This is a genomic window from Rhodococcus erythropolis R138, assembly GCF_000696675.2.
In the GTDB taxonomy this organism is placed as follows: Bacteria; Actinomycetota; Actinomycetes; order Mycobacteriales; family Mycobacteriaceae; genus Rhodococcus_F; species Rhodococcus_F erythropolis.
Window position 1 is genome coordinate 750812 of sequence record NZ_CP007255.1, and the last position, 25253, is coordinate 776064.

Consider the following 25253-nt stretch of genomic DNA (forward strand, 5'->3'; position numbering starts at 1 on the left):
GTCGCCGGGTGCGGTCTGGACCAATTCGATAAATTTCTACGTGCTTGCACGGGCGATTGGACTCCATTCAGTACGGAGTTTCCGTTCATGGTTCGAGGGGCTGTGGCGCATCCAACAGGCCTTATCCATATTGGGCATTTGTCCAGATTCCTGGTCGCCTCGAAGTTGGTCGTCACCCGATCTGGTCAGCGGAAACGCTGAATGCCATCGCGTCCGGCGCAGTGCCGTGCGCCGAGGGCTGAATTGTCCGCTTGAACAACGCTGCTCCTCGAAGCTTGTCCGATCTACGAACAAAAACGTCGATCGGTCTGCTTTGTCTGACTTTCAATGGGCAAGCTCCCGGTTATCTGTTATCTTGAATCAGATAACTGGAAGGTTGCTCTCGATTTGCACGGATTTCGAGGGCCAAGGTCCTGTTCAGGGCGGCTCTTCCAACACGCAGGTGTTTCCGAAGAGGAGCTCGAATGACAGGACCGGCAACAGCGTCCGGTGTGAGGTCGATCAGCCGAAAACAGGCGGATCGACCCGAACCAACCGATCAATCGGGAGTTCGCGCCAGCGCTCTCGCATCTCCGTCCACCGAACATCGATCAGGCACATCCTGGGGAGTAAGAAATGCCTAACGACATACCGCCGACAAGGTCGGCCTTATTCACCGCAGGGCTCCCGCCCTGGGTGCGAGCGTGGACGGTGGTGTGGACCGCCATCGCGATGATTCTCGGCCTCTCCGGCGCGACGGCAGTAGCTGCATCAGCGCAGCCGGCCGCGACGCTCGGCGGTCCCGTTCAGGCTCAGACGCCGGCTCGTGCTGCTGTCCTGCCGGACGAACAGCCCGCAAAGGGCTGTGCCTTCAGCGCCCCTAACACTGGCCCTTTCTCGCAGAACATCTGTTGGATCGACATGTCGGCGCTCAACGAAGCCGCGGCCACATCCGCGGCCGGGCAGTCGATGGAAATCCAGCTCACCGAGGGCTACAAGATCAACTTCAAGGCTTTCCTCACCGACTCGGTAGCAGGAAAGACGCATCAGGGGGTCGAAGCGAAGGCACTCCCCACGTTGAGTTACTCAGCGCTGGGAACGTCCGCCTACACGGGTGTGCCGTCGACGATCAAGCCCGCGATCTACCAGAAGTCCTCCGTGAATGGACAATCCGGCGGGACGGTGTCGCTCAAGAACATCGTGATGACCGGGCCCAATGGCACGGTGTACAACTACGGTCTCGTAGCAGCCGATGCCGAGTCGACTGACGCAAACACATCAACCGACAAAGAGTTCCTCACCTTCAATTCGGACAAGCCGCTGCGACAAATCGCGCGCACAGTTGGTGTTGACGAACCTGGCTATCCCGGAATTCGCGCTTGTGACGGTGGGCTGACGGCTATGCCCGCCACCACCGTCCGATGCGATTCTTGGAACCTGGTCAACAACCAGGAGTATTCGCCGGGCACTTTGGTTGTTGCATCGACCGCTCCAACCAACTTCGCGGCGACGTTCGGTAATACCGTTCTGGCGACCTCTCGTCAGGGTCTGGCTTTCGGTGTCCTGCTCTCGAAGGTCAAGATCGACAAGGACCTCACGCGCGTCACCCCCGGTGACGATTTCACTATCGGCATGAGCACCGGCCACCACGCAAACGCGGGTGCTGCTGCAGCGACCGAGATCAAGAGCACCACGACCGGCGCTACAGATACGACGGCATCGACTGGCTGGCGTACGCTCCTCGCAGATACGACACCTACTCCTGTCACGTTCTGGGAGAAGCCAACTACCTCGGCGACCAAGACCGCGAACTATGCGACGTCATGGGATTGCCAGGTAAACGGTGTGACCCAGGCGCTCAGGGTCGGGGACGTTGCGCAGGCAGCACTCACACCGGGCGACAACGTGTACTGCAAGGTCAAGAACACTCCGGTTCTCGTGAAGAAGTCGTCGTCACCACCTACCGGTGAGACGGTCAATATCGGCCAAACAATCACCTACACTCTGAATTTCGAGAATCCCGGCACTGCGCCGGCAACGATCGACTACACGGACTTCCTTGCCGACGTCATTGATGACGGAACGGTTGCGGTCGGTGCTGCTACAGGCGGACTCACCGCTGCATTGGACAGCGCCGACAAAATCAAAGTCGGCGGCACATTGCCAGCCGGCGGCAAAGGGACAGTCACCTACACCGTCACGGTCAAAGACGGTGGCAACAAAGTCCTGAACAACTACCTCGTTCCGGGGACAACAACTCCTCCCACAACATGCGATCCTGCAACCAATCTCTGCACGACGCATCCCATGCCCGGGTTCACGGTCGCGAAGACCGCTGTGCCCGCGACAGGTTCGACGGTTCAGGCCGGCGATACCATTACGTACACGGTCACCGGTGCTAACACCGGCAAGACGGCCCTAACTCCCGCGACGATCAAAGACGATCTGAGTGCGGTTCTCAACAATGCTGCTGTCGTTCCGGGCTCGCTGAAGGCGACCGTCGACGGTGCTGCTGTCGCTGCTCCGACCCTGTCGGGCAGCATTTTGTCGTGGTCCGCCAATCTCCAGGCTGGTAAGTCTGTTGTTCTGACCTACCAGGTGAAGGTCAATGCCGGCGTTGCCGCGGGCACGGTTCTGAACAACAAGGTCACCGGTACTGCGAAGCCACCCACCGGTCCGGACATCACTCCTCCTACGGTGGAGACGAATCACTCGGTTCCCGGCTTCAAACTGGAGAAGACTGCTGATCCGATTTCCGGTTCGACGGTTCAGGCCGGCGAGTCGATCAAGTACACCGTCACCGGAACCAACACCGGTAAGACGAAGCTCGATCCGGTAAAGATCAACGATGATCTGGGTGCGGTTCTCAATAACGCCGCTGTCGTTCCCGGTTCGCTGAAGGCGACCGTCGACGGTGCTCCTGCCGCTGATCCGACTCTGTCGGGCACCACCCTTTCGTGGACTGGTTTTCTCGAAGCCGGTAAGTCCGTCGTTCTCACCTATGAGGTGAAGGTCAACGACGGCGTTGCCGCGGGCACAGTCTTGAACAACAAGGTCACCGGTACTGCGAAGCCGCCGACCGGTCCGGAGATCACTCCTCCTTCTGTGGAGACGAATCACTTGGTTCCGGGTTTCACGGTCGCGAAGACTGCGGATCCGGTGTCGGGTACCAATGTTGCTGCTGGTCAGACGATCACGTACACGGTGACGGGTGCCAATACGGGTAAGACGACTCTTGATCCGGTGGTGTTGACCGATGATTTGTCGAAGGTTCTCGACAACGCGGCGTTGGTGGACGGTTCGCTCAAGGCGACGGTCGATGGTGCTCCTGCGACTGTTCCGACTCTCGAGGGCACCATGCTCTCGTGGACGGGTGCACTCGAGGCCGGTAAGTCGGTTGTTCTGACCTATCAGGTGAAGATCAACGACGGTGTTGCCGGCGGCGTTCTGGTCAACAACAAGGTCACCGGTACTGCGAAGCCGCCGACCGGTCCGGAGATCACTCCTCCGCCGGTCACGACCGAGCATCCGGTGGTGTCTCCGAAGATCGCTGTGGTGAAGTCCTCTGATCCGGTGTCGGGTTCGAATGTTGTTGCCGGTCAGGACATCAAGTACACACTCACGTTCACGAACACCGGTAACGGTGCGGGTGAGGTCGCGTACTTCGACGATCTGCGTCAGGTTGTGGACAAGGGTGCATTGAGTGGTTTGACTGCTGATGCTCCGTTGGCTGCGACGATGGTCGGCAGCGATGGTTTCTCGGTGACGGGGACCTTGGCGGCCGGCGAAACGAAGACGGTGACGTATTCGGTGAAGGTCAATGCCGATGTGGTCGGTGGGGTGTTCGTGAACAACTTCGTTGTTCCGGGGACGACTCCTCCGGTTGATCCTCCGGAGGTGTGTGATCCGGCGACTCAGCTGTGCACGACGCATCCGGTGGTTTCTCCGAAGATCGCTGTGGTGAAGTCCTCTGATCCGGTGTCGGGTTCGAATGTTGTTGCCGGTCAGGACATCAAGTACACACTCACGTTCACGAACACCGGTAACGGTGCGGGTGAGGTCGCGTACTTCGACGATCTGCGTCAGGTTGTGGACAAGGGTGCATTGAGTGGTTTGACTGCTGATGCTCCGTTGACTGCGACGATGGTCGGCAGCGATGGTTTCTCGGTGACGGGGACCTTGGCGGCCGGCGAAACGAAGACGGTGACGTATTCGGTGAAGGTCAATGCCGATGTCGTCGGTGGGGTGTTCGTGAACAACTTCGTTGTTCCAGGGACGACTCCTCCGGTTGATCCTCCGGAGGTGTGTGATCCGGCGACTCAGCTGTGCACGACGCATCCGGTTCAGGTTCCGGGGTTCACGGTCGCGAAGACTGCGGATCCGGTCTCGGGTACCAATGTTGCTGCTGGTCAGACGATCACGTACACGGTGACGGGTGCGAACACGGGTAACACGACCCTCGATCCGGTGGTGTTGACCGATGATCTGTCGAAGGTTCTCGACAATGCGGCGTTGGTGGACGGTTCGCTCAAGGCAACTGTCGACGGTGTCGACGCGACTGCGCCGACCCTCGAGGGTACGACGTTGAGTTGGACGGGTGCACTCGAAGCTGGTAAGTCGGTTGTTCTCACCTACCAGGTGAAGATCAACGACGGTGTTGCCGGCGGCGTTCTGATCAACAACAAGGTCACTGGTACTGCGAAGCCGCCGACCGGTCCGGAGATCACTCCTCCGCCGGTGACGACCGAGCACCCGGTGAAGGTTCCGGGGTTCACGGTCGCGAAGACTGCGGATCCGGTCTCGGGTACCAATGTTGCTGCTGGTCAGACGATCACGTACTCGGTGACGGGTGCGAACACGGGTAACACGACCCTTGATCCGGTGGTGTTGACCGATGATCTGTCGAAGGTTCTCGACAACGCGGTGTTGGTGGACGGTTCGCTCAAGGCAACTGTCGACGGTGTCGACGCGACTGCTCCGACCCTCGAGGGCACCACGCTCTCCTGGACTGGTGCACTCGAGGCGGGTAAGTCGGTTGTTCTGACCTATCAGGTGAAGATCAACGACGGTGTTGCCGGCGGCGTTCTGATCAACAACAAGGTCACGGGTACTGCGAAGCCGCCGACCGGTCCGGAGATCACTCCTCCGCCGGTGACGACCGAGCACCCGGTTGATGGCACTCCCGCAATCGAGGTACTGAAGTCCTCTGACCCGTCCACCACGAACCGTGTGGTTGGCGGCCAGGAGATCACGTACACGCTCACGTTCAAGAATGTGGGCACCGCGGATGGTGAGATCAGCTTCTACGACGATCTGACCGATGTTCTCGACGATGCAGTAATGACGAAGAATCCGGCTACTACTTCCACGCTGGTTGTTTCGGGTGTCGTCGACAACGTCTTCACGGTCACCGGAAAGCTGGCCAAGGGTGAGAGCGCGACGGTGACGTACACCGTCAAGGTCAATCCTGAGATCGGAACGTTGTCAGGTCCCGGATTCACTCCGGGCGTCCTGAACAACTACCTGGTGGTTGGTGGCGAGAACCCGCCGGTGGACTGTGTCCCGGGCGACGCTCTCTGCACCGAACACCCGGTGGACCCGCCGGAGACCACCACCACGGTGCCTCCGACGACCACCACCACGACGCCGCCGGTTACGACGGAGCCCTGTGTTCCTCCGACGACGACCACGCGGATGGTTCCGGCCACGACGGTTGCGACGACGACGGCTAGCGCGACCACTGCCGGTGACGCTGATGTGACCGGTACGGAGGAATCCACCACCACGGAGGAGACCACCACAGAGGAGACCACGACAGAAGAAGTTGTCGCGGAGGAGATTGTGGATCCGTGTGGCGTGACGACAACGACGCCGCCGACGACAACGCCGCCGGTCACGACAGTTCCGCCGACCACGACGGTTCCGAACACGACGGTGCCGGTTACACCGACGATCATCATTCCCCCGATCGTCGTTGTGCCTCCGATCGTCGTACCGCCGACGGTTCCGGGTCAGCCGGTTCCGAGCACGGTTCCGGGACAGCCGAAGCCGCCGACAGCAAACCCGGGTCAGCCGGGTCAGCCGAAGCCGCCGACGTCTGCTCCTCAGGGTGGAACGATCAACTCGGGTGGTGGCGCTGGTGAGAGTGGCGTGAACACCGGGTTGCTCGCGGCAGGCGGTTTGGTTCTGCTGCTGGCGCTGGGAACGGGTGTTGTTCTCCTGACGCGTAAGCGTCGCGAGGATGGTGACAACTGATTCTCTTGAGAATCTGAGGTAAACGACGTGGGGCAGATCGCAGAGTATGCGATCTGCCCCACAGTCGTTTTCGTGTGTGTTACGAGCCGAGCCGAGATCCGTCCTTCTTCCAGGCTGCAACTACCGACGGGCGAGGCTGGGCGGAACCACCGTCGGGCCAATGGGATGCGGGGCTTTCGATGCTGGCGTCGTCGGTCTCGCCGGGGTGCTGGACGCAGACGATGACGCGCTTCTCGTCCACGATGGGGCCGCAGGTTTCGGCGCCGACGGGAACGGTGAGGAACTGCTTTGTTTCACCGCGGTTTTCGCCTTCGAGGACAACGCTGAACAGTCCGTCGTTGGACTTGAGTGCGTTGCCGTCGGTGGAGATCCACAGATTGCCGTGCGGGTCGAAGGCAAGGTTGTCCGGGCATGAGATGGGGCTGACCTTGCTCTTGTCGAACCCGCCGAAGTAAGTATCGGCTGTGGCCGGATCTCCGCAGACGAGAAGAAGATTCCAGCCGAAGGTGGTGCCGGCGTGGTCGTCGGTGATTTCGAGGACCTGGCCGTTCTTGTTGTTGTTCCTCGGGTTCGCCTCGTCGGCCGCGGCACCACCGTCGACTCCGCGCTTGGTGTTGTTGGTCAGTGCGACGTAAACCTTGCCGCTCTTCGGGTTTGCCTCGAAGTCCTCGGGGCGATCCATCTTCGTTGCCCCGACCTTGTCACCGGCCTGGCGGGTGAAGACGGCGACCTCTTCGGCGCTCATACCGTCTACCAGCGATTCGCCCTTGCCGTCTTCGCCGGTGCGCAGGATGGCTACCCACTCGCCGGTTCCGTCGAACTTGCCGTCCGACGGGAGTTTGCCGGTTCCGTCGATCTCGCCGGCGGAGTTTCCGCTGAGCTTTGCAACGTACAGTGTTCCGGCGTCGAGCAGAGTCATGTTGTGGCGCATGGCTGCCTGACTCTTGCCGTCCTGCATCTTTCGGCTCGAAACGAACTTGTACATGTAGTCGAAGCGCTCGTCGTCGCCGCTGTAGGCGACGACGGTACCGTCCGACGTGATGTAAATGGTGGCGGCTTCGTGCTTGAAACGTCCGAGCGCTGTGTGCTTGATCGGAGTCGACGACGGATCCCAGGGATCGATCTCGACGACGTATCCGAATCGGTTGACCTCGTTGGGTTCTGCGACCAGATCGAACCGCTTGTCGAAGCGTTCCCACTTGCGCTCGGAAGCGGCTCCGGCCAGACCGTAGCGCTTCAGCCGGGCTGCCACCGTGGGATCGGTGACACCCTCGGCGTTAGCGAAGTACTGGTTGAAGTTCTCTTCGCCGGAAAGCACTGTGCCCCAGGGTGTGACGCCGCCAGCGCAATTGTTGAGGGTGCCGAGCACTTTGGTTCCCGTGGGATCGGCACTCGTCTTGAGGAAGTCGCTACCTGCAGCGGGGCCGGTCACGACAAACTCCGTGGTTCCGGTGATGCGGCGGTTGTTCGATCCGATCTCCGGTACCAGCTTGCCGTTGTCGGATTCGCCCTTGACCTGGACGACTGACAGTCCGTGGCTGGCCAGGCCGATCTTGAACTGCTCCTCGGTCGGGTTCTCCGCATCGTAGCCGCGGAACATCGCCGGCTCGGTGGAGTATTCGTGATTGACCACGAGGAGGTAGGTGTTGGGCTGCCCGTCGACCGGGAGCAATCCGGCGAAGTCGTTGTTGAATCCGAACTGCAGTTCCTGTGCTGCTGCAGTCTGCTTGTCGAAGTCGAATGCCGGGGCTCCGGCGAGAACGGCGTCACCCCAACGGATGACGACGGCCTGATCGTATCCGTCAGGGACCGTGACCTTGTCTTCCTTGTTGGGCGCGACGGCGTCGAAGTTCGTCCCCGCTGGTGTGGTTCCGCCGCTGCTGCCGCTCGCTGATCCGGTTCTCGGTTCGGCACTTGCGGATTCGTCCGAACATGCGACGAGGGCGCTGCCCGCTCCCACCGCGAGCACTGCCATGCCGCTGCCCCGGAGCATGCCGCGACGAGTCAGTGCCGTGCGTGCGATATCGCGGAAGTATTCGCCGCCCGAGGTGTTGGGGACCTCATGAGAGCACGCGTTTCCGCACTTGTACTGGCAGGTGATCGACGCGCGTGCAGACACGCCGTCGTGTTTGACGAACAAGGCCAAAGGCTTGATAGCCACCGTGAACTCCCGAGATTCGATGTACGGACTTCGGGAACCGTAGAAGCTCTAAGCGAGGGTAAAGGAACGTAAAAATGAACGGCAAAACAACGAGGCGACCCTTACCTGCAATTTACGACGCGTCCCCGCGGGGACGTCGCATGACATTTGTCATCGCCGATCCATGACGGTGTCACCGCAGGTGATGACGCTGTGCACTGTTCTCGTCGCGGACTTCCCGCGAGGCTTGGAGGCATGAGAGAACCACATGAGGGAAGCCTCCTGACGGACCTGATGGACATCGGACCCGCACCCACGATGGGCCGCGAACTTGTTGTGATCGTGGTGAACATCGCGATCATCGGAGGGGTGTTCGCGATCATCGGCTCCAATCCGGTGTCCTGGATTCTTGTTGCCGCTCTCGCTGTCTATGCGGGCATTCGATTGGCGATTGGACTGCGCAGCTGGAACCGAGAGGAGGCGCAGCGATGAAGGGCGATCCCGTGATCGACGTAGTCGGAATGTCGCGGCGCTACGGCTCCGGCAAGGAGGCGTTCGATGCTGTTCGCAATCTGGATCTGAGTGTTCAGGAAGGCGAGCTGTTCGGCCTCCTGGGAACAAACGGTGCCGGCAAGACATCCACTCTCGAAGTGATTCAGGGCCTTTCGCGAGCCAGTGCCGGTACGGTGCGCGTTCTGGGAATGGATCCGGTGCGCAACCGCAAGCAGATTCGACCGTCGCTTGGCATCATGCTCCAGAAGGGTGGGCTTCCCCAAGACCTGACTGCTCGTGAGAGTTTGGCGATGTGGGCCGGAACGTGCTCGAATCCGCTTCCCGTCGACGAGGTGCTCGAGCGCGTGGACATGCGTGACCGTGGCGATACCCGCGTGAAGTTCCTCTCGGGCGGTGAAGCGCGCCGACTGGATCTGGCGTGCGCGATCGTCGGCCGGCCACTCGTACTGTTCCTCGACGAACCGACTACTGGTTTGGATCCCGAAAGTCGTCGTAACACTTGGCAATTGATCGCTGACTTGAAAGCGTCGGGCGTCACCATCATGTTGACGACGCACTATCTCGACGAAGCTGAATCCTTGTGCGACCAATTGGCGATCATGCACCGTGGATCGGTCGTGCGCAGCGGAACCGTGGCGGACGTCGTCGCAGATCATCCCGCCCAGATCAAACTGCACCGCCCAGGCCTTCCGCTCCCAGCGCTGGCCGGCGCCGAGGTGCGCGTCGAAAACGATCTGGTGCTGATCACCACTCGCACCGTCCAGGAGACGCTGACGGAACTGCTGCTGTGGGCGCAGCACAATGATGTCTTGCTGACCGGCTTGGATGCCCGGGCGGCGTCCCTGGAGACAGTATTCCTCTCCATTGCAGACCAATTCGATCATCACGCAACTCTCGAAGGAGCGTCGGCATGAACCGCATCGCAACCCTGTCTCGTTCGGAGTTCACGCTCCTGGGACGAAATCGACTGTTGCTCTTCAATGCAATCGTCCTCCCGCTGATCTTTCCCGTGGGAATGCTGTACCTGTCGCGAGACGGCGGGCTGTCGGACAAGTCGGTGTCGGCAGGCCTCGAGGTATTTGCACTGTTCCTTCTCGTCTTCGTGGTCTTCTACAACTTGCTGTCGGTGTACGCGACGCGCCGTGACGAGTTGGTTCTCAAGCGACTACGGACCGGGGAATGCAGCGACGCCGAGATCCTGGCGGGCCCGGCAGTGCCGTCGTGGGTTCTCACCGCGCTGTTGACGGTGGTCATCGGAATCGCTGTGATGGTTCTGGGCGGTAGTGCTCCGGTCAATCCGGTGCTGGTGCTGGTCGCGGTGATCGGCGGCGCCGCGCTCTTCACGGCGCTGGCGTTGATCACTTCGGCTGTCACGCGAAATGCAGAGGCGGCGCAGATCACCTGCATGCCGATTCTGATTCTGGCGACGGCAGGTATGTCCTCGATCAGGAATGTCGTGCCGGACAACGTTGCTCGCATTCTCGATTTCACTCCGCTGGCCGCAGTAGTCGACCTTCTCAATCTCGGATGGCTGGGGCGGACCACTGGCGAACTGGCTGATCTGGGCGATGCGCCCGGTGCGGCGGCCGGATTTGTCGACACCTTCGGTTCGGCTGGGCAACCGCTGTTGGTCATGCTGGCGTGGATCGTCGGTTCGGTTCTGATCGCGAACGTCCACTTCCGCTGGGAACCGCGTTCGTAGAACTCTGAGAAGGTAGTGGGCATGATCGCGCAGAACTTCGGACGCTGGAATCCGAGACGGACGTGGCGAACCGCGTCGAACGTCGACAAGGTTCGCCTCTACACGCGGCAATCGTTCATCATGGTCGCAGTGGTTTTCGGTGGCTTCGGTGCGGTCACCGAGATCGTTGCGGATCGGTACCTGTCGGGTGTCTTCCTCGGGATCAGTGCCGTTGCGTGCGTCATCGCCGTGTCTCGGATGCCAGATCTGGGTGGAGTCGTGGCCAAGCCCGTCCAGATTCCTCTTGCCGTGATGACGTTGTCGGCGTTCTGCTCGGCGGGAATCGCCTTGGGAAGCAATGCCGAGAACGGCCCGTACTTCTGGCTCGCGGCAATCCTTGTCGTGCCCCTTGCAGGGTTGACGTCGTTGCGCTGGCTGATCGTGGGCTCGGTGGCTGCCGGGGTCGTATTGGGACTGCTTGCGGGTCCGGAAAGCGGCGTGTCCGTCGGAATCGTCGCCGCCTTCATGGGGCTGACCGTCTACATGTCGGTGTGGCTGCTTCGCATGGTCACCGAATTGGACGAGGCTCGCGGAGCTGCCGCTGCCCTGTCCGTCGCCGAGGAGCGGTTGCGATTTTCACGCGATCTCCATGACGTCGTCGGGCGGGCACTGTCTGCAATTGCGGTGAAAAGCGAACTAGCAGCGACACTTTCACGACGCGGCGACGATCGTGCAGCCGCGCAGATGGACGAAGTGCGCGAACTTGCGCAAGATTCTCTCGACGAAGCGCGCGAGTTGGTTCGGGGATACCGGTCCATCGCCTTGGCGTCCGAGTTGGCTGGTGCGCAGTCTCTGCTCGAGGCCGCCGGAATCTCCACCGCGATACGTGGATCGGCAGATCAACTGCCGGTGGAACTGGCCGAGGCCGCCGCGTGGGTCGTCCGTGAAGGCGTGACCAACATTCTCCGGCACTCCAGTGCCGAGAATTGCAGCATCGAGGTGTCCGCGGACGGCGTCGTGATTGCCAACGACGGCGCACGGATCGCAGAGCCGAACAACGGAACCGGCCTGAACGGCTTACGCGAGCGCGTCGGCGCCGTCGGAGGAACTGTCGAAACCGTGCAGGACGAAGATCGCTTCACCCTCACCGCCCACTTTCCGTCCCGAACGAAGGAGTCTCGGTGACCGAGCCGATCAAGGTACTGCTGGCTGACGACGAGAACCTGATCCGCTCGGCTCTGGCCATGATGTTGTCGCTCGAGGACGACATCGTTGTCGTGGCAGAAGCCGAATCCGGCGAGGATGCCGTGATCGCTGCTGCAAAGCATCAACCTCACGTAGCCGTGCTCGACCTTCAGATGGCGGGTATCGACGGCATCGAGACGGCGCAGCAGATTGCTCAGACGGTCTCGGGGTGCGTCTCGATCATCGTGACGAGCCACGGGCGTCCTGGGTACTTGAAGAAGGCACTGTCAGCAGGTGTCCGCGGATTTCTACCGAAGACGACGCCTGCGGCGACGCTCGCCGAGGTGGTCCGCAGCGTCCATGCCGGTGGGAGGTACGTCGACCCGTCGTTGGCTGCCGAGGCGATCGGCGCCGGCGACTCACCGCTTACTCCGCGCGAGGCGGACGTACTCGAATACGCGGCCGACGGGGCATCCATCGAGCAGATCGCTTCCCGGGCACACCTGTCTGCGGGTACCACCCGAAACTATTTGTCGTCAGCTGTCACCAAACTCGGTGCGGCCAATCGGCACGAAGCTGCAGTGATCGCTCGCCGGCAGGGGTGGATTTAGGGCCTCCGGCCCCCGTGCGCCTTTCTGGTTGCGGGCACTACCAAAAAGGCGCACAGGGCCGAAGGCCCTGCGATGTCGAGAATCCCCGACTTGCTTCGTCCCTGTAGTGAAGTGCGACCAGAATGGGTGGCACCGACACAGAGGAGATTCACGATGGCCAAGTACTTGCTGCTCAAGCACTACCGCGGCGCTCCGGCTGCAGTCAACGACGTGCCGATGGACCAGTGGACACCGGAAGAGATCACGGCCCACGTGAAGTACATGCAGGACTTCGCGGATCGGCTCGAGAAGGCGGGCGAGTTCGTCGACGGTCAGGCTCTCGCTCCTGAGGGCACCTTTGTCCGGTACGACGGTGAGGGTCGCCCGCCGGTCACCGACGGCCCGTTCGCGGAAACCAAAGACCTCATTGCCGGCTGGATGGTGATCGACGTCGACAACTACGACCGAGCCGTCGAATTGGCCGGGGAGCTCTCGGCCGCGCCCGGCGCAGGCGGGAAGCCGATTCACGAATGGCTCGAACTGCGCCCGTTCCTGACCGAGCCGCCGACCATCACGGACTGACGACTCTCATGGACGACGCGCTGCTTCGAAGTCTGACTCCGAGCGTGCTCGGCATCCTCGTCCGCCGCGGAGCAGATTTCGCGTCGGCCGAGGACGCCGTGCAAGACGCTCTGCTCGAGGCGGTCAGGACCTGGCCGGACAACCCGCCGCGGGACCCCAAGGGCTGGCTGGTCACAGTGGCCTGGCGGCGGTTCCTCGACGGGATCCGGTCGGATGCGGCTCGTCGCAAGCGGGAGTTTCTGGTTGACGAGCAGCCAGGCGAGCGGCCGGTCAGCGGGTCGGTGCCGGGCGTGGACGACACACTCCAGCTCTACTTTCTGTGCGCTCACCCGTCGTTGACGCCGTCGTCCGCCGTTGCACTCACGCTGCGCGCTGTCGGTGGGCTGACCACTCGCCAGATTGCGCAGGCCTACCTGGTGCCTGAGGCGACGATGGCTCAGCGCATCAGCCGAGCCAAGCGCACGGTCTCCGGCGTCCGGTTCGAGCAACCCGGCGATGTCGCCACCGTTCTACGTGTCCTTTATCTGGTCTTCAACGAGGGGTACTCCGGCGACGTCGACCTGGCTGCCGAGGCCATCAGGCTCACCCGGCAGCTCGCCGCTGCGATCGATCATCCCGAGGTGGCGGGGTTGCTCGCTCTGATGCTGCTTCATCACGCTCGCCGCGCCGCGCGCACTGCCGCAGACGGCAGCCTGGTTCCGCTTGCCGAGCAGGACCGCGGACGGTGGGACACCGAGACGATCGCGGAAGGGGTCGTGATCCTTCAGGGAGCCCTCGCTCGCGACCGACTGGGCGAGTTCCAGGCCCAGGCCGCGATTGCCGCACTTCATGCCGACGCTCTCACAGCAGACGAGACCGATTGGGTGCAGATCGTGGAGTGGTACGACGAACTCGCAGCCCTGACCGACAGCCCGATCGTCCGGCTCAACCGAGCGGTGGCCGTCGGCGAGGCGGACGGACCACGCGCCGGCTTGGCAGCTCTTGCAGCGCTGGACGATTCACTTCCGCGCCATGCCGCAGTCGAGGCCTATCTCCGTGAACGCGACGGAGACGTGGAGACGGCGGCGAGGTTGTATGCCGATGCAGCGCACAAGGCATCCAACCTCGCCGAACGTGACCATCTGATGCTTCAGGCGTCGAGGACCAACGCCCGTCGATCTCTGAAGCGTCCTGGGTCAGAGAACCTGTGACAGGAACGCCTGCAGTCGATCGGTCTCGGGATCGTCGAAAAGCTGTTCAGGAGTACCGGTTTCGACAACGGCGCCGCGGTCCATGAAGAGCACCTTGTCGGAAACGGAACGCGCGAAGCCCATTTCGTGCGTCACGACGACCATGGTCATACCGGACTTCGCGAGATCGGCCATCAACGCCAGAACGCCCTTGACCAGTTCGGGGTCGAGAGCTGACGTCGCCTCGTCGAAGAACATGACCTCGGGCTTCATCGCCAAGGCGCGGGCAATGGCGACGCGCTGCTGCTGACCACCGGAAAGGTTGCCGGGCCGCGAGTCCGCCTTCTCCTTGAGCCCCACCAGATCCAGCTGCTCGAGCGCGAGCGCCCGAGCTTGTTCCTTGGACAACCCCTTGAGCTTGTTCGGCCCGAGCGCGATGTTCTCGGCGACGGTCTTGTGCGGGAACAGGTTGAAGTGCTGGAACACCATGCCGATTCGCTGGCGAAGCTCGTCGGGATTGTCCTTCAGGACGGACTTCCCGTCGAGCAGCACGTCACCCTGCTCAGGCTCGTGCAGACGGTTCAGCACGCGCAGGAGCGTCGACTTGCCCGAACCGGAGGGCCCGATGACGGTGACGGTGTTTCCGGCGTCGACGTGCAGGTTGACGCCGCGAAGCACCTTGTTTGTGCCGAAGGACAGATGCAGGTCCTTGCCGGTGAGCGATACGGACTTCAGTTCAGAGCTGGTGGTCATGTCCTCAGCCCCTTTCCACGACGATGGCCTGCTCGAGCGGATCCAACGTGCCTGAGGTGTCGGCGCGTCCGGTCCGGAGCCGGTTGTCGATGTAGTTGACGAGGTGCGTCAGCGGGATGGTCAGAGCAAGGTAGAACAAGCCTGCCGCAACGAGCGGGGACAGGCTGCCGGTCTGGGCGTTGAGATCACGTCCGACGGCAAAGAGTTCCCGCTGGGTGACGAGGAGACCGAGGAAGTAGATCAGCGACGAGTCCTTGATCAGCGAGATGAACTGGTTCATCAACGCCGGCAGAACGCGTCGTACACCCTGCGGGATGACGACAAGCGACATGGACTTTCGGTAGCTGAAACCGAGGGCACGTGAAGCCTCGAGCTGTCCGGACTCGACGCTCTGGATTCCGGATCTGAAGATCTCACCGATGTATGCCGACGCGAGCAGTGACAGCGCCGCGACACCGAGCCAGTACGGATTGCTACCGGTGATTCCCTTGACGATCGGTCCGACGCCGAGCCCGATGATCAAGATGATGACGACTGCGGGTAGGCCACGGAAGATATCGGTGTAGACGCGGGCCGGCCAGCGCAGCCAACGGGTGCGCGAGATACCGGCGACAGCGAGCAGCATGCCGAGGATCGTGCCGATGATGCCGGACGCGAGCGCAAGGATCAGGGTGTTGGGAAGACCGGTCTTGAGGAGATCGGGGAATGCCTTCTTGTACAGATCCCAGTCGAAGAACGTGTCCTTGAGCTGTTCGAGCGTCGACTTCGGTTGGTACGACGCGGTATCGCCACCGTCACCGTTTGCTGCGTTTTCCGCGGCAATGGCTGCGAAGTCGGGCAGTTCCGGAGTGGCCGCGGCCTTGGATCCGGGCTTCCAGCCTTCAGGGAGTTGGCGCGGTACCCAGTCGGCGTACAGCTGAGACCAGGTTCCGTCGTCGATGACTGCGTCGAGGCCGGAGTTGAGGGCGTCGATCAGCGGCTGGTTCTCCTTGTTCACCGCCCAGCCGACGAAGTTGTTGACCGAGAAGGTGTTCTGGATGATCGAGGTCGGATCACCCGGAGCGATTGCGCCTTCGGCCTGCTGAGACGGAGCTACCCAGGCGTCGATCTGTCCGGACTTGAGGTTCGCGTACGCCGTGGCGTAGTCGGGAAACTTCACGGGATCGAGCTTGAGCGTGTTCACGACGTAGTCGTCCTGCACGGTTCCCTGCACGACGCCGATGCGCTTGGATGCGTCCAGGTCTCCGAAGCCGGTGATCGGGCTGCCGTTAGGCACGACGAGGGAGAAGTATCCGAAGTCGTAACCGTTGGTGAAGCCGACGGTGTTGCGACGGTCGTCTGTGGTGGTGATGGACGACGAGCCGACGTCGAAGCGTCGACCGGCAACCTGGGCGAGAAGCCCGGCGAACTCGGTGCCGACGAACTCGACCTTCAGGCCCAGCTTGTCCGCGACGGCCTTCAGCAGCTCGTTGTCGTATCCGGTGTACTGATTATCGGAGTTGACGCAGATGCTCGGGGGCGCGTCACCGAGCGTGCCGACCGTGATGACCCCGGGTTTGATCAAGTTCAGCTTCGAGGTGTCGATCCGATCGACCGGGGTGACGGTGGCCGTGGTGTAGCGGTCTTCGGCGCCCGCACCCGCTGCCGCATCCAGATTGGTGGGGGCCGCGGTTGCGGCTCCCACTCCCGGAGGTGCACACAGGTCTGTGGGGGCTGCCGACGAATCCGAGCCACTCGAGCACGATGACAGAGTCAGCGCCAGGAGGGCAGTGAGGAGCAGTGCCACCACCAGGCGGATCTTCGCTGCGACGGAAGAAAACATGCGAGCAGCGTAAACCTAAGGGTAGCCATTTCTCCGTGTAGAACTGTTGACAGTTTCCGGACAAGCGGCCGTTGCGCTGCGGGCATGCCTTCAAATCAGCGTGATTTTAAGTATCGCCAGGTCGGAGAATCCCGTCTCGAAGAGAACGGAGTTACCGAACGGGTGCGAGTTCGACGCCCGCCGGAGGTACCAGGCGGCGCAGTGTCCCGTCGAAGCCGGTGACGTAGAGCGCCCAGCCGTCGCCGTCCCGGCCGATACGCACTGAACTCGGCCCGGTCCACCCACCCGACAGACCCGAAGCGACGACGCAGGACTTCCCGGTCTCGGGATCTACACGATAGATCGCGCCCTCGAGGTGAGCAGCGACGTAGAGCATCCCATCCCGCGACACGGTCAGATCGTCGAGACCGGGTACCGGGCTCGGGACGGTTGCGACAACGGCCCACGCATCAGGGGTATCCACAGGGACTCGAATGATCTGACCTGTGAACAGATCATCGGTGTACACGGCTCGATGATCCGGACTGAGCGCGAGCCCCTCCGAACGTGGCACTGCGGCCCAATTGGGTACGACGGCTCCGGAGTCGTTCAGATAGCGCGACACGCCCTTCGACTGGCCGCCTTCTGTTCCGACCCACGTGGTCAGTAGATCGCCGTCGGGTAGGCGGAGCAGGCCGTTGCCCGCGAAGTCGACGGGTGCGGACAGCTGATCCGTCGTGGTGTCCAGGTGCCACAGCTTGCCGTCCTGTCTGGTGAGGAAGGACAGCCTCGAACCGTCGAGTTGCAAACCGCCAGGGGCACCCATGCCGTCGAGGACTGTTCGTACCTGTCCTTCGGCGTCGACGTGATAGATCTTCGACTCGCCGGAGAGGTAGAACCCGCCGTTGTCATCGGTCTCGAGGTTTTCGAGCTGTTCCAACCCTTGGGCTACGGTCTCGACCTGCCAATCGCCGCACATCGGCGGTGTTGTCCAGGTGGCCTCCGCCGGCGTCGCCGCGGCAGCGGTCCCGGCTGCGATTGCCGCGGCAGCGGTCCCGGCTGCGATTGCCGCGACGATCAACAACGCCCGAGTTCGGTTGCGTGATAGCCCCATTGCGCACAACTTACGGCAAATCGGACCAATATCAAACGGTCTGGTCGGTATAGCCGACGCCCAGGGGGTCGCTCCAGGTGGTCCACACGTCTGGCCCGAGTTCGATCTCGGCTGTGGTGAGTAGACACGCGTCGAGTTCTCGGTGCAGTCGAGACGGGTCGATGGATTGGCCGATGAAGACGAGTTCTTGTCGGCAGTCACCGACAGGTTCTTCCCACTTGTCGAGGATTCCGTCGCGACGGTAGTCGTCGGCCGGCCACTCGTCACGGGGTAGAAACTTCCACCAACGGCCGACGTATCCGTGGCGAATGAGATGACCGGCCTGAGAAATACTCCCGATCTCGGTGAACCGGCCGGCATTCCAGTAGTAGCCCTTGGCCCGAAGTAACTTTCCGTTGGTCCACTCGCTGCTCAGGAAATCATGCAGGCGTTGTGGGTGGAAGGGCGCGCGCTCGCGGTACACCACCGAACCGATTCCGTACTCCTCGGTTTCGGGGGTGTGTTCACCTTGGAGTTCTTGTAGCCATCCGGGGGCCTGAGCAGCTTTCTCGAGCGAGAACAAGCCGGTATCGAGAATCGTGTCGAGTGGGATACGGCCGAGAGTCATCGGAACTATCGCAGCAGTTGCGTTCAAAGATCGTAGGACCGAGGTCAATTCGACCAGGTGCTGGTGCGAGACGAGATCGGCCTTGCTCACCAGGATGACGTCGGCAAATTCGATCTGATCGACAAGCAGATCCGCGATGTCGCGTGCATCTTCCGGGGCATCGGCTTCGACGCGACCGCCAGCCGTGTAGTCGCGCAGAAAACTGTTGCCGTCGACGACTGTGACCATGGTGTCGAGTCGGGCGACGTCGGCCAGGGCATGGCCGTCGGTATCGATGAAAGTGAACGTCTCCGCGACGGGCAGCGGTTCGGAAATGCCCGAAGATTCGACGAGAAGGTAGTCGAATCGGCCATCGGCGGCCAAGGCGCTTATCTCGGAAAGAAGATCCTCTCGCAGAGTGCAGCAGATGCAGCCGTTGGTCATCTCGACCAGTTTCTCCTCGGAGCGACTGAGCGAGATCTCACGCTCGACTTCTGCACTGTCGATGTTGATTTCGCTCATGTCGTTGACGATCACCGCAACCCGGCGGCCCTCCCGATTGCGCAGGATCTCGTTGAGTAGCGTCGTCTTCCCGGCGCCCAGGAAACCTGACAGCACCGTGACCGGAAGTCGTGTGTCGACCATGATTTCCAGTGTCCTTCCGAATGAGTGAATCGTTGTGATCAGGCGGCGGTCACGCGAACCGCTGCGATCGCGTGACCGCCGCCTGGAATGCTGGAAGATCAGGCCGCAGGCTCGAGGTAACCCTCGAAGAGGTCGACAACGACGCTCCCGCCGTCGGTGTCGCTGCCGAACAATTCCTCCGCAGCGAACGTCACGTGGTAGGTGGGTTCTTCGCCGGCGTCGTTGCGGCCGTGACCGATTGCGTCGGGGAACGGCCACTTCTCGGTGGTCCGGTGAGCGATGGTCCCCACCCGTCCTCGGCAGTAAGCAGGCATTCGAATATGCCCGGGAACGTATTCGTCTCGCACACGTACTCGCTGACCGACCTCGAAGGTGGTTGTGTCGATGCGAGCCGGTCGGCCTTCGGATTCGCTGGGCCGTGAGAGTGGGAACGGCCCTCCTGCAAGGCTTTCGAGCTCTTCCTGCGTCAGGATTCCCTTTTCGACCATCAGTGCCGCGACGCCGATGACGTACCGCTCGTAGTACGGGGTCATCATGTAGTGGCGGGGCTCCATCCGCTCGACGACGTATCGAACTTCGTCGACGCTGAAGGCCCCGAGTTCGGCGACACCGGCGAACATCAGGCTGTACGGCAGGTGCTCCCACTCGGCGTGGAAGGTGGGGCCGATGTCGGCGTTGACGGTATGCGGGACTTTGCCGAAGCCTTGAACTCCGGCAAGATCGTGTACTCCATCCATGGTGTGCTTCTTTCTTGTCGGGGTGGTCAGACGGTGGTGACCTGCGGGACTGCGACGCCGATCAGGCAGTCCTTGGTGACGATTTCCTGCAGTTGTTCCTGGCTCCAGCCTTCGGTGCCTGCGGGACGTTGCGGTAGGACCATGTACCGAGTTTCGGCGGTGGTGTCGTAGACGCGGATCTCGACGTCCGACGCGATCTCGGTTCCCATCTCGGAGAGAACCTTCCGTGGCTCGCGGACCACGCGTGCACGGTATTCGAAACTCTTGTACCAGGTCGGCGGCAGACCGAGGATGGGCCACGCGGTGCATGAACACAGCGAGCACACGATCACGTTCTTGAGGGTCGGGGTGTCTTCGACTGCCACGATGTATTCGCCCTGGGGGCCCAGATATCCGTACTGGGCAACCGCGGCGGTACCGTCGGTGAGAAGCAGCTGCCGGAAATCGGGGTCGGTCCAAGCCCGCGCGACCAATTCCGCTCCGCGCCTTGGACTGAAGTCCTCCTCGAAGGTCTTCTTCCATCCCTCGACGTAACCGTCGGGTACCAATCCCTTACCGTCGAGTGCGCGGAACAGGGCCCACGCGCGATCGGAGACCGGCGCCTGGGCCGGTGCGGCGTTCTCCGTTGTGTGGTCGATCGTTACTGACATCTGGTTCACCTTTTCTATGCGGGCTGATCATGTGTGAATCGGTGGAATTTTTTGTGCAAGTGCGGATACAGGATTAGGTGAGGCTGAGTTGTGGTGCAGAGTCGGAGATGTGGTCGGCAGGCGTCGGAAACGCGCCGCGAAGCTTTTCGAATGCGCGCCCGACTCGGAGGACCGTCGCATCGTCGAAGGTCTTGCCGGTGATCATCATTCCGACCGGAAGCCCGTTTACCAGGCCGGCCGGAACGGACAGGGACGGATGTCCGGTCACGTCGAATGGTGCCGTGTTGGCGATCATCCCGAGAGCCTTCGTGATGAAGGTTGCACGATCCACGTCCTTCGCCGGCAATTCGGATGCGACGTAGGGCAGTGTGGGCATCACCAGGACGTCGAATTGTCTCAAGGCAGTGTCGTAGGCGGCGCGGGCGAGCGGTACGAGGTTCCGGGCTTTGCCGTAGCTCGCGCCGCCGAGGGTGGTGATGCCGTGGTGGCCGGTCAGGGCCACTAGTTTGACGGTTTCGGACAGAGCGTCGGCGTGCTGAATGCGTCGAGAAGCAAAGTGTGCCATCAGTTCCGGATCGTACAAACCTTCGGCGTTCATGCCGTATCCGTTGCCGTCCAACATCTGGTAGGCACCACCGTCCGTGGCGATCACGTTCCAGATGTGGAAAGCATGCAGGTGCCACGGGATGTTTACTTCCTCTACCGTGCAACCGATTTCGGTCAGACTGTGTGCCGCTGCGCGAACTGCGTCGTCGACCTCGGGCTGTGAGACCGCGTGCCCGAAACCTTCTCGAACGATCCCGATTCGCAGACCATCCACATCGGAGTCGAGAGTGGACAGGTAGTCACCTGCTTCGACGCTGTCGGCTTGGCGTGGGTCGTTACCGTCGCGACCGGCGATGACCGAGAGCAGCAGTGCGGCATCGTGGACCGTGCGTGTGATCGGGCCGAGATGGTCGATTGTTCGCTCGATGGGAAATGCGCCGGTATACGGGACGAGCCCGAACGTCGGCTTGTGTCCGACGACGCCGCAGAATGCCGCCGGGATCCGGATCGATCCGCCTTGATCCCCGCCGATGGCAAAATCGACGTCACCGTTTGCAACGAGAGCTGCACTGCCACCGGATGATCCACCTGCTTCACGCTGTGGGTCCCATGGATTGCGGACCGGTCCGCTTGCCGGTGTGAAGCTCGAACCGGAGAAACACAGGTCTTCGCACACAGCTTTGCCTGCGACGGTTGCACCGGCCGCCAGTAGTCGAGTGACCACAGTCGCGTCGCGAGACGGAGTGAATCCCTCTACCGTCCGAGATCCGTTCATCATCGGAACTCCGGCCACGGTCACGTTGTCCTTGATCGCCACGCGTCGGCCGGTCAGGACGCCGTCCGACGTCGGCGGGATGCTTGTGGTCACATACCAAGCGCTCAAGGGGTTTTCGTTCGCAGTTGGCACGGCGTGCTCGCGTGACGTGGTCGGCGGGGTTGCCTCGTCGGCGTACAACTGGTCGACGACGTCGTAGGAGCCCAGTGCTCCGTCGATCAGTGCCGGCCACTCGAGCCGGGCTGATTGGTCGAGAGTGATGCCGTAATGCCTTGCAGCGGTGTCTATTGCATTGTCGTCAGGTCGGATTGTCGCCATGAGAAGTGTGCTCCTGATGTGATCGGCTTCACTTGTCTTTCAGACTAGGGCCAGATCCATAATTGCGTCAATAGGTATCGACATATTGACTCGTTAAGTTCGGGTTACGGGCGCTCAGAGAGAGCGGGGGTACAGACGCCCATGGCGTGATTCAGCGATCAGGATCGGGCGATGCAGTGGAACGCCGGTGTCCGTCGAGCCTTTCGACGTTGTGACAAGCTGCCGAAGTACTGTTTCCGGATCGCCCGCCGACGTTCGTTCGACTGCGCGTGCGTAAGCGACGATCGCTTCGTACGTTGTCTCCGACAGGGAACTGAGCGGAGGCAGGAGTTCGTTCGAGCTTGCGCTGTATCGCTTGTCGAGGTCGTGTTCGCCGGCTGCGGATTGAAAGTAGCCGAATGCCGCCCAGACTCCGTCGGCATCGGAATTGCCGATGAGCTGCTGAGTGGCCTCGTCGAGGACCAGCGCGAACGTCCGCGTGGTGGCCCGCAGTCCGTGCTGGGCGCATTGCCGTTCGAAGAAGACCTCGTCATGGCCCACCAGGGTGGAAAGAATCAGTTCCGCCCCGGAGTCGACTATCGACTCGATGATCCGTGAGAAGTCGGTTGTTCCCAACGGTACGTAGACTTCGCCGGCCACCGAACCTGTGGATTCGGCGATCACACGCCGAGCCGCCCAATGTGCTCCGAACGACCACGAATACTGCTGACCGACCAGGAACCAAGTGCGAGAACCGGTCTCGGACATCATTGCGGGTATGCCCGCTCGCGTCTGGTCGAGTGGCCGCTCACCCAATCGAAGGATCCCCGGACGCGATCGACCTCCTTCGTTGAGAACTGTGTGTACCAACAACACACCGGTGTTTTGCAACGCAGATGCGGCGGCGTTGAAGGTCGACGACGTCACGCACGCAAAAATGGCGCGACATCCGCTTTTCATCAATCGCAGTGCGGTCGCCGCTCCGGCCGCCGAGTCGGAAGCGTCATCGCCGATCACCAAGTCGACGAGAACGCCGCCGACACCGCCGTCGGCATTGATCTCTTCGACCGCCAGGGCAGCGAGTGTTTCTGTGGCCTGGGCGAATACAGCCGCCGAGCCGGATTTGCTGACCAGCAGTCCGATCCGATGTCGGTCGGAGCGCGGAGGTTCGGGTGGAGCAAATCCGCGCTTGTTGGCAAGCCAGGAAATGCCGTCCTGATCGAGGCTGGACTCGAGAACGAGTCGGGTGCCGGTGCCGTCGGGAAAGAACCGGATCGTCAGACGGCCGCGCCACGGTTGGTGGTGCACGATTACGACCGAGCGGCCCCGCTTCACGCCGGCGACATACCCCAACAGAGTGATCGGCATTCCGGCTACATCTGCGCGTGCGCCGTCGCCGACGGGAAGGGAGATGGCGACGGCGGCCCCGACCGTCAGTTGCTCACATTCGAGTTCGAGCAGTTGCCCCGTTTCGAAGCGCTCGAAGGCTGACCCTGGTGGGTCCGTCGTCACGATCTGTGCCGTTACGGAGAGACCTGGCACGTTCTACTTCCTGCCTGAAATAGATGCTGGGGCTCAAACAGGGCCTCAAGCCCGGCGACGCACCGAAGCCGCGTCGGAATCCTCAGTCGCCGTGGTCGGCAACTCGGAGGCGTTCGAACCTGCTTCCAGCGCTCGCCCGAGGACGTCGCGCAGGAACTGGAGTGCATCGTTGGCGGGCCCAGACGGATCGATCGAAAACAAGCGATGACGTCCTTGACGGCGTTCGACGATAACTCCGGACAGCCGCAGCGCCTTGAGATGTGTGGATACCGTGGTGCGACCGACCGTCGAAATTTGATCGCTGATGAAGCCTGCGTTGCATTCGCCGTGGGTAGCCAGAGTGTCGAGAATCTGTCGGCGCACCTGGTCGGCCAGCACAGCAAACGCCAACTCTTCGTTTCTTTGAGTAGTCACTGTGTGCTGTCCGCGCTTCCTCGATGGCCTCTACTGAGATATGTCGACACTCGTCAACATATCTCGAGTTGCCTCCGAGGGAAAGAACGTGGCCGAAGATTTCCGGCGGCTTCGGTCAGTGCGCGGCGGTGGTCACCGCGTCGCGCAGCATCCCGGTCCCGGGATGGCAGTTGATGTACTCGTACAGCTGATCGGCGGCATCGAATACCGAGACCTCATGGTAGAGACGTAATTTCGACAGGCCCTCGGCCACCCGGAAGAACGTCGTGAAGATCCGCAGATGGGTCGGGTGGGATTCCGACCACCGCTCGAGTTGGTCGAGTGAGGCCCAGTGACCGATGTTGTAGCTCAGGTCGAGGAAGTTTCCGTCGATGTCGATATTGCGTACGAAACGGTTGCTGTAGCACCCGACGGCCGGGCCGTTGTCGCGGAGGAAGTCCATGCCCGATTGAAGAGTGGGCAGGATTTCGTCGAGGTAGAGGCTGCGCTCGTCTGCTTCCGCGTCGGCCCAGTCCTGCCCGGATCTGATCAGTGCGATGTTGTCGTGTCCCCGCACTACTACGCGTCCACCTGCGGCGGGGTCACCGGCGACGACCCGTAGTTCGCCCGAGGCCTGCATCCAGTCGGTCTGAGAGATCGGAAAGCGCTCGCGCATCGAACCCCAGTAGCCGTGCTCGTTGATCTCGCCGCTGACACCGTCCATGACGGCTCCCACTCCGGGGAGATCGTCCTGGAACGCGTAGAGCGTCTCGAATTGTTCGGCTCTCGGTGCCACGATCTCCCGGAAGAACCCCAATCCGTCGGACAAGCGGTCCTCGGACTCCCACCAGGAGGCCACCGGAGCTGATGTGCTCCAACGATGTTGGGAAGAAACATCTTTCCAGTACCCGACCACGATCAGATTCTCGTAGCCCTGGTTGTCGATGTGGTGGGTCAGATCGTGGTGTGCCGGTCCGTCCGGCAAGTCGAAGCCGGCGACGATATCCCGCATGGACTGCAGTGCTGCCGAGCGCTGATCCTCGCCGCGGAACTGCACGCCGAGATAGCCCATCGCGACCTGGTGCAATGTGTCGTCCGCACGCCCGACCCACATGGGAAATGGTGGCGAATAGGTATCCGGAACGCGCCTGGTCAGCGTGCGCGGGCATTGAAGATGTTCACCGATTGCAGATTCCATGAGTGCTCCCTGTGATGTAGGTGGTCGGATCGGGTGCCTGGCACTTGGCAACGCCGTGCCGAAAATCTACGCCCGCGAGGCCGAGCAAACTTGGCCGTCAGCGCCCGATACTTGGCCTACCG

19 protein-coding genes are annotated in these 25253 nt (G+C 61.8%); 8 read left to right on the plus strand and 11 right to left on the minus strand.

Annotation, left to right across the window (positions count from 1 at the left end; all coding sequences use genetic code 11):
* Positions 1-615: 615 nt before the first annotated feature.
* Positions 616-6234: an isopeptide-forming domain-containing fimbrial protein gene (locus H351_RS03380; protein WP_244891427.1), complete on the plus strand. Its 5619-nt coding sequence runs from the start codon at positions 616-618 to the stop codon at positions 6232-6234.
* A 79-nt stretch (positions 6235-6313) separates the two neighbouring features.
* Here H351_RS03380 and H351_RS03385 read toward each other — a convergent pair whose 3' ends face one another.
* Entirely contained in the window at positions 6314-8395 is a 2082-nt protein-coding gene (locus H351_RS03385; protein WP_029256776.1) for a PhoX family protein, read from the minus strand.
* A 234-nt stretch (positions 8396-8629) separates the two neighbouring features.
* Here H351_RS03385 and H351_RS03390 point away from each other — a divergent pair, with 234 nt between their 5' ends.
* The 7 genes from H351_RS03390 (at position 8630) to H351_RS03420 (ending at position 14115) form a co-directional block, all read left to right on the plus strand.
* The gene (locus tag H351_RS03390) at positions 8630-8866 is read left to right on the plus strand and encodes a hypothetical protein (protein WP_029256775.1); all 237 of its coding nucleotides are present in this window, start codon (positions 8630-8632) and stop codon (positions 8864-8866) included.
* The gene (locus H351_RS03395) at positions 8863-9801 is read left to right on the plus strand and encodes an ABC transporter ATP-binding protein (RefSeq protein ID WP_029256774.1); all 939 of its coding nucleotides are present in this window, start codon (positions 8863-8865) and stop codon (positions 9799-9801) included. The genes H351_RS03390 and H351_RS03395 overlap by 4 nt, the downstream gene beginning before the upstream one ends.
* The gene (locus H351_RS03400) at positions 9798-10589 is read left to right on the plus strand and encodes an ABC transporter permease (protein ID WP_021334418.1); all 792 of its coding nucleotides are present in this window, start codon (positions 9798-9800) and stop codon (positions 10587-10589) included. Before H351_RS03395 ends, H351_RS03400 begins: the two co-directional genes overlap by 4 nt.
* A 21-nt stretch (positions 10590-10610) precedes the next feature.
* Positions 10611-11753 carry a sensor histidine kinase gene (locus H351_RS03405; RefSeq protein ID WP_029256773.1) on the plus strand — a complete coding sequence of 381 codons (1143 nt, stop codon included), beginning with the start codon at positions 10611-10613 and terminating at the stop codon, positions 11751-11753.
* Positions 11750-12364, plus strand: a complete 615-nt coding sequence (locus H351_RS03410) for a response regulator transcription factor (RefSeq protein WP_019746140.1) — start codon at positions 11750-11752, stop codon at positions 12362-12364. The genes H351_RS03405 and H351_RS03410 overlap by 4 nt, the downstream gene beginning before the upstream one ends.
* A 153-nt stretch (positions 12365-12517) precedes the next feature.
* The gene (locus H351_RS03415) at positions 12518-12925 is read left to right on the plus strand and encodes a YciI family protein (protein WP_021346141.1); all 408 of its coding nucleotides are present in this window, start codon (positions 12518-12520) and stop codon (positions 12923-12925) included.
* A gap of 8 nt (positions 12926-12933) precedes the next feature.
* Positions 12934-14115, plus strand: coding sequence for an RNA polymerase sigma factor (locus H351_RS03420; protein WP_029256772.1), 1182 nt, complete (start codon positions 12934-12936; stop codon positions 14113-14115).
* Here H351_RS03420 and H351_RS03425 read toward each other — a convergent pair.
* From H351_RS03425 to oxdA, 10 genes are all read right to left on the minus strand, one after another.
* A complete protein-coding gene (locus H351_RS03425; RefSeq protein ID WP_020909781.1) occupies positions 14101-14847 on the minus strand; it encodes an amino acid ABC transporter ATP-binding protein in 747 nt (248 codons plus the stop codon). The two genes, H351_RS03420 and H351_RS03425, sit on opposite strands and share 15 nt — an antisense overlap.
* Before the next feature lie 4 nt (positions 14848-14851).
* On the minus strand, positions 14852-16669 hold the full coding sequence (locus H351_RS03430) for an ABC transporter substrate-binding protein/permease (protein WP_020971432.1): 1818 nt from the start codon (positions 16667-16669) through the stop codon (positions 14852-14854).
* A gap of 151 nt (positions 16670-16820) precedes the next feature.
* Entirely contained in the window at positions 16821-17762 is a 942-nt protein-coding gene (locus H351_RS03435; protein ID WP_029256771.1) for an SMP-30/gluconolactonase/LRE family protein, read from the minus strand.
* 31 nt (positions 17763-17793) lie between these two features.
* Positions 17794-18993, minus strand: coding sequence for a GTP-binding protein (locus H351_RS03440; protein WP_029256770.1), 1200 nt, complete (start codon positions 18991-18993; stop codon positions 17794-17796).
* A 98-nt stretch (positions 18994-19091) separates the two neighbouring features.
* Positions 19092-19730: a nitrile hydratase subunit beta gene (nthB, locus tag H351_RS03445; protein ID WP_019746133.1), complete on the minus strand. Its 639-nt coding sequence runs from the start codon at positions 19728-19730 to the stop codon at positions 19092-19094.
* A gap of 26 nt (positions 19731-19756) precedes the next feature.
* On the minus strand, positions 19757-20380 hold the full coding sequence (gene nthA, locus H351_RS03450) for a nitrile hydratase subunit alpha (protein WP_029256769.1): 624 nt from the start codon (positions 20378-20380) through the stop codon (positions 19757-19759).
* Between the two features lie 73 nt (positions 20381-20453).
* Positions 20454-22019 (minus strand): amidase, encoded by a 1566-nt coding sequence (locus tag H351_RS03455; protein ID WP_029256768.1) that lies wholly within the window; start codon positions 22017-22019, stop codon positions 20454-20456.
* Between the two features lie 114 nt (positions 22020-22133).
* Positions 22134-23540 (minus strand): substrate-binding protein, encoded by a 1407-nt coding sequence (locus H351_RS03460; RefSeq protein ID WP_029256767.1) that lies wholly within the window; start codon positions 23538-23540, stop codon positions 22134-22136.
* 45 nt (positions 23541-23585) lie between these two features.
* On the minus strand, positions 23586-23954 hold the full coding sequence (locus H351_RS03465) for an ArsR/SmtB family transcription factor (protein WP_020909773.1): 369 nt from the start codon (positions 23952-23954) through the stop codon (positions 23586-23588).
* Between the two features lie 115 nt (positions 23955-24069).
* Positions 24070-25131 carry an aliphatic aldoxime dehydratase gene (oxdA, locus tag H351_RS03470; RefSeq protein WP_020971427.1) on the minus strand — a complete coding sequence of 354 codons (1062 nt, stop codon included), beginning with the start codon at positions 25129-25131 and terminating at the stop codon, positions 24070-24072.
* Positions 25132-25253: the final 122 nt, after the last annotated feature.

Coding starts and splice junctions, on each gene's coding strand:
- H351_RS03440 (WP_029256770.1), bottom strand. CDS start 18,993: ATGGTCGACACACGACTTCCGGTCACGGTGCTGTCAGGTTTCCTGGGC.
- nthB (WP_019746133.1), bottom strand. CDS start 19,730: ATGGATGGAGTACACGATCTTGCCGGAGTTCAAGGCTTCGGCAAAGTC.
- nthA (WP_029256769.1), bottom strand. CDS start 20,380: ATGTCAGTAACGATCGACCACACAACGGAGAACGCCGCACCGGCCCAG.
- H351_RS03400 (WP_021334418.1), top strand. CDS start 9,798: ATGAACCGCATCGCAACCCTGTCTCGTTCGGAGTTCACGCTCCTGGGA.
- H351_RS03435 (WP_029256771.1), bottom strand. CDS start 17,762: ATGGGGCTATCACGCAACCGAACTCGGGCGTTGTTGATCGTCGCGGCA.
- H351_RS03395 (WP_029256774.1), top strand. CDS start 8,863: ATGAAGGGCGATCCCGTGATCGACGTAGTCGGAATGTCGCGGCGCTAC.
- oxdA (WP_020971427.1), bottom strand. CDS start 25,131: ATGGAATCTGCAATCGGTGAACATCTTCAATGCCCGCGCACGCTGACC.
- H351_RS03415 (WP_021346141.1), top strand. CDS start 12,518: ATGGCCAAGTACTTGCTGCTCAAGCACTACCGCGGCGCTCCGGCTGCA.
- H351_RS03420 (WP_029256772.1), top strand. CDS start 12,934: ATGGACGACGCGCTGCTTCGAAGTCTGACTCCGAGCGTGCTCGGCATC.
- H351_RS03430 (WP_020971432.1), bottom strand. CDS start 16,669: ATGTTTTCTTCCGTCGCAGCGAAGATCCGCCTGGTGGTGGCACTGCTC.
- H351_RS03425 (WP_020909781.1), bottom strand. CDS start 14,847: ATGACCACCAGCTCTGAACTGAAGTCCGTATCGCTCACCGGCAAGGAC.
- H351_RS03380 (WP_244891427.1), top strand. CDS start 616: ATGCCTAACGACATACCGCCGACAAGGTCGGCCTTATTCACCGCAGGG.
- H351_RS03390 (WP_029256775.1), top strand. CDS start 8,630: ATGAGAGAACCACATGAGGGAAGCCTCCTGACGGACCTGATGGACATC.
- H351_RS03455 (WP_029256768.1), bottom strand. CDS start 22,019: ATGGCGACAATCCGACCTGACGACAATGCAATAGACACCGCTGCAAGG.
- H351_RS03405 (WP_029256773.1), top strand. CDS start 10,611: ATGATCGCGCAGAACTTCGGACGCTGGAATCCGAGACGGACGTGGCGA.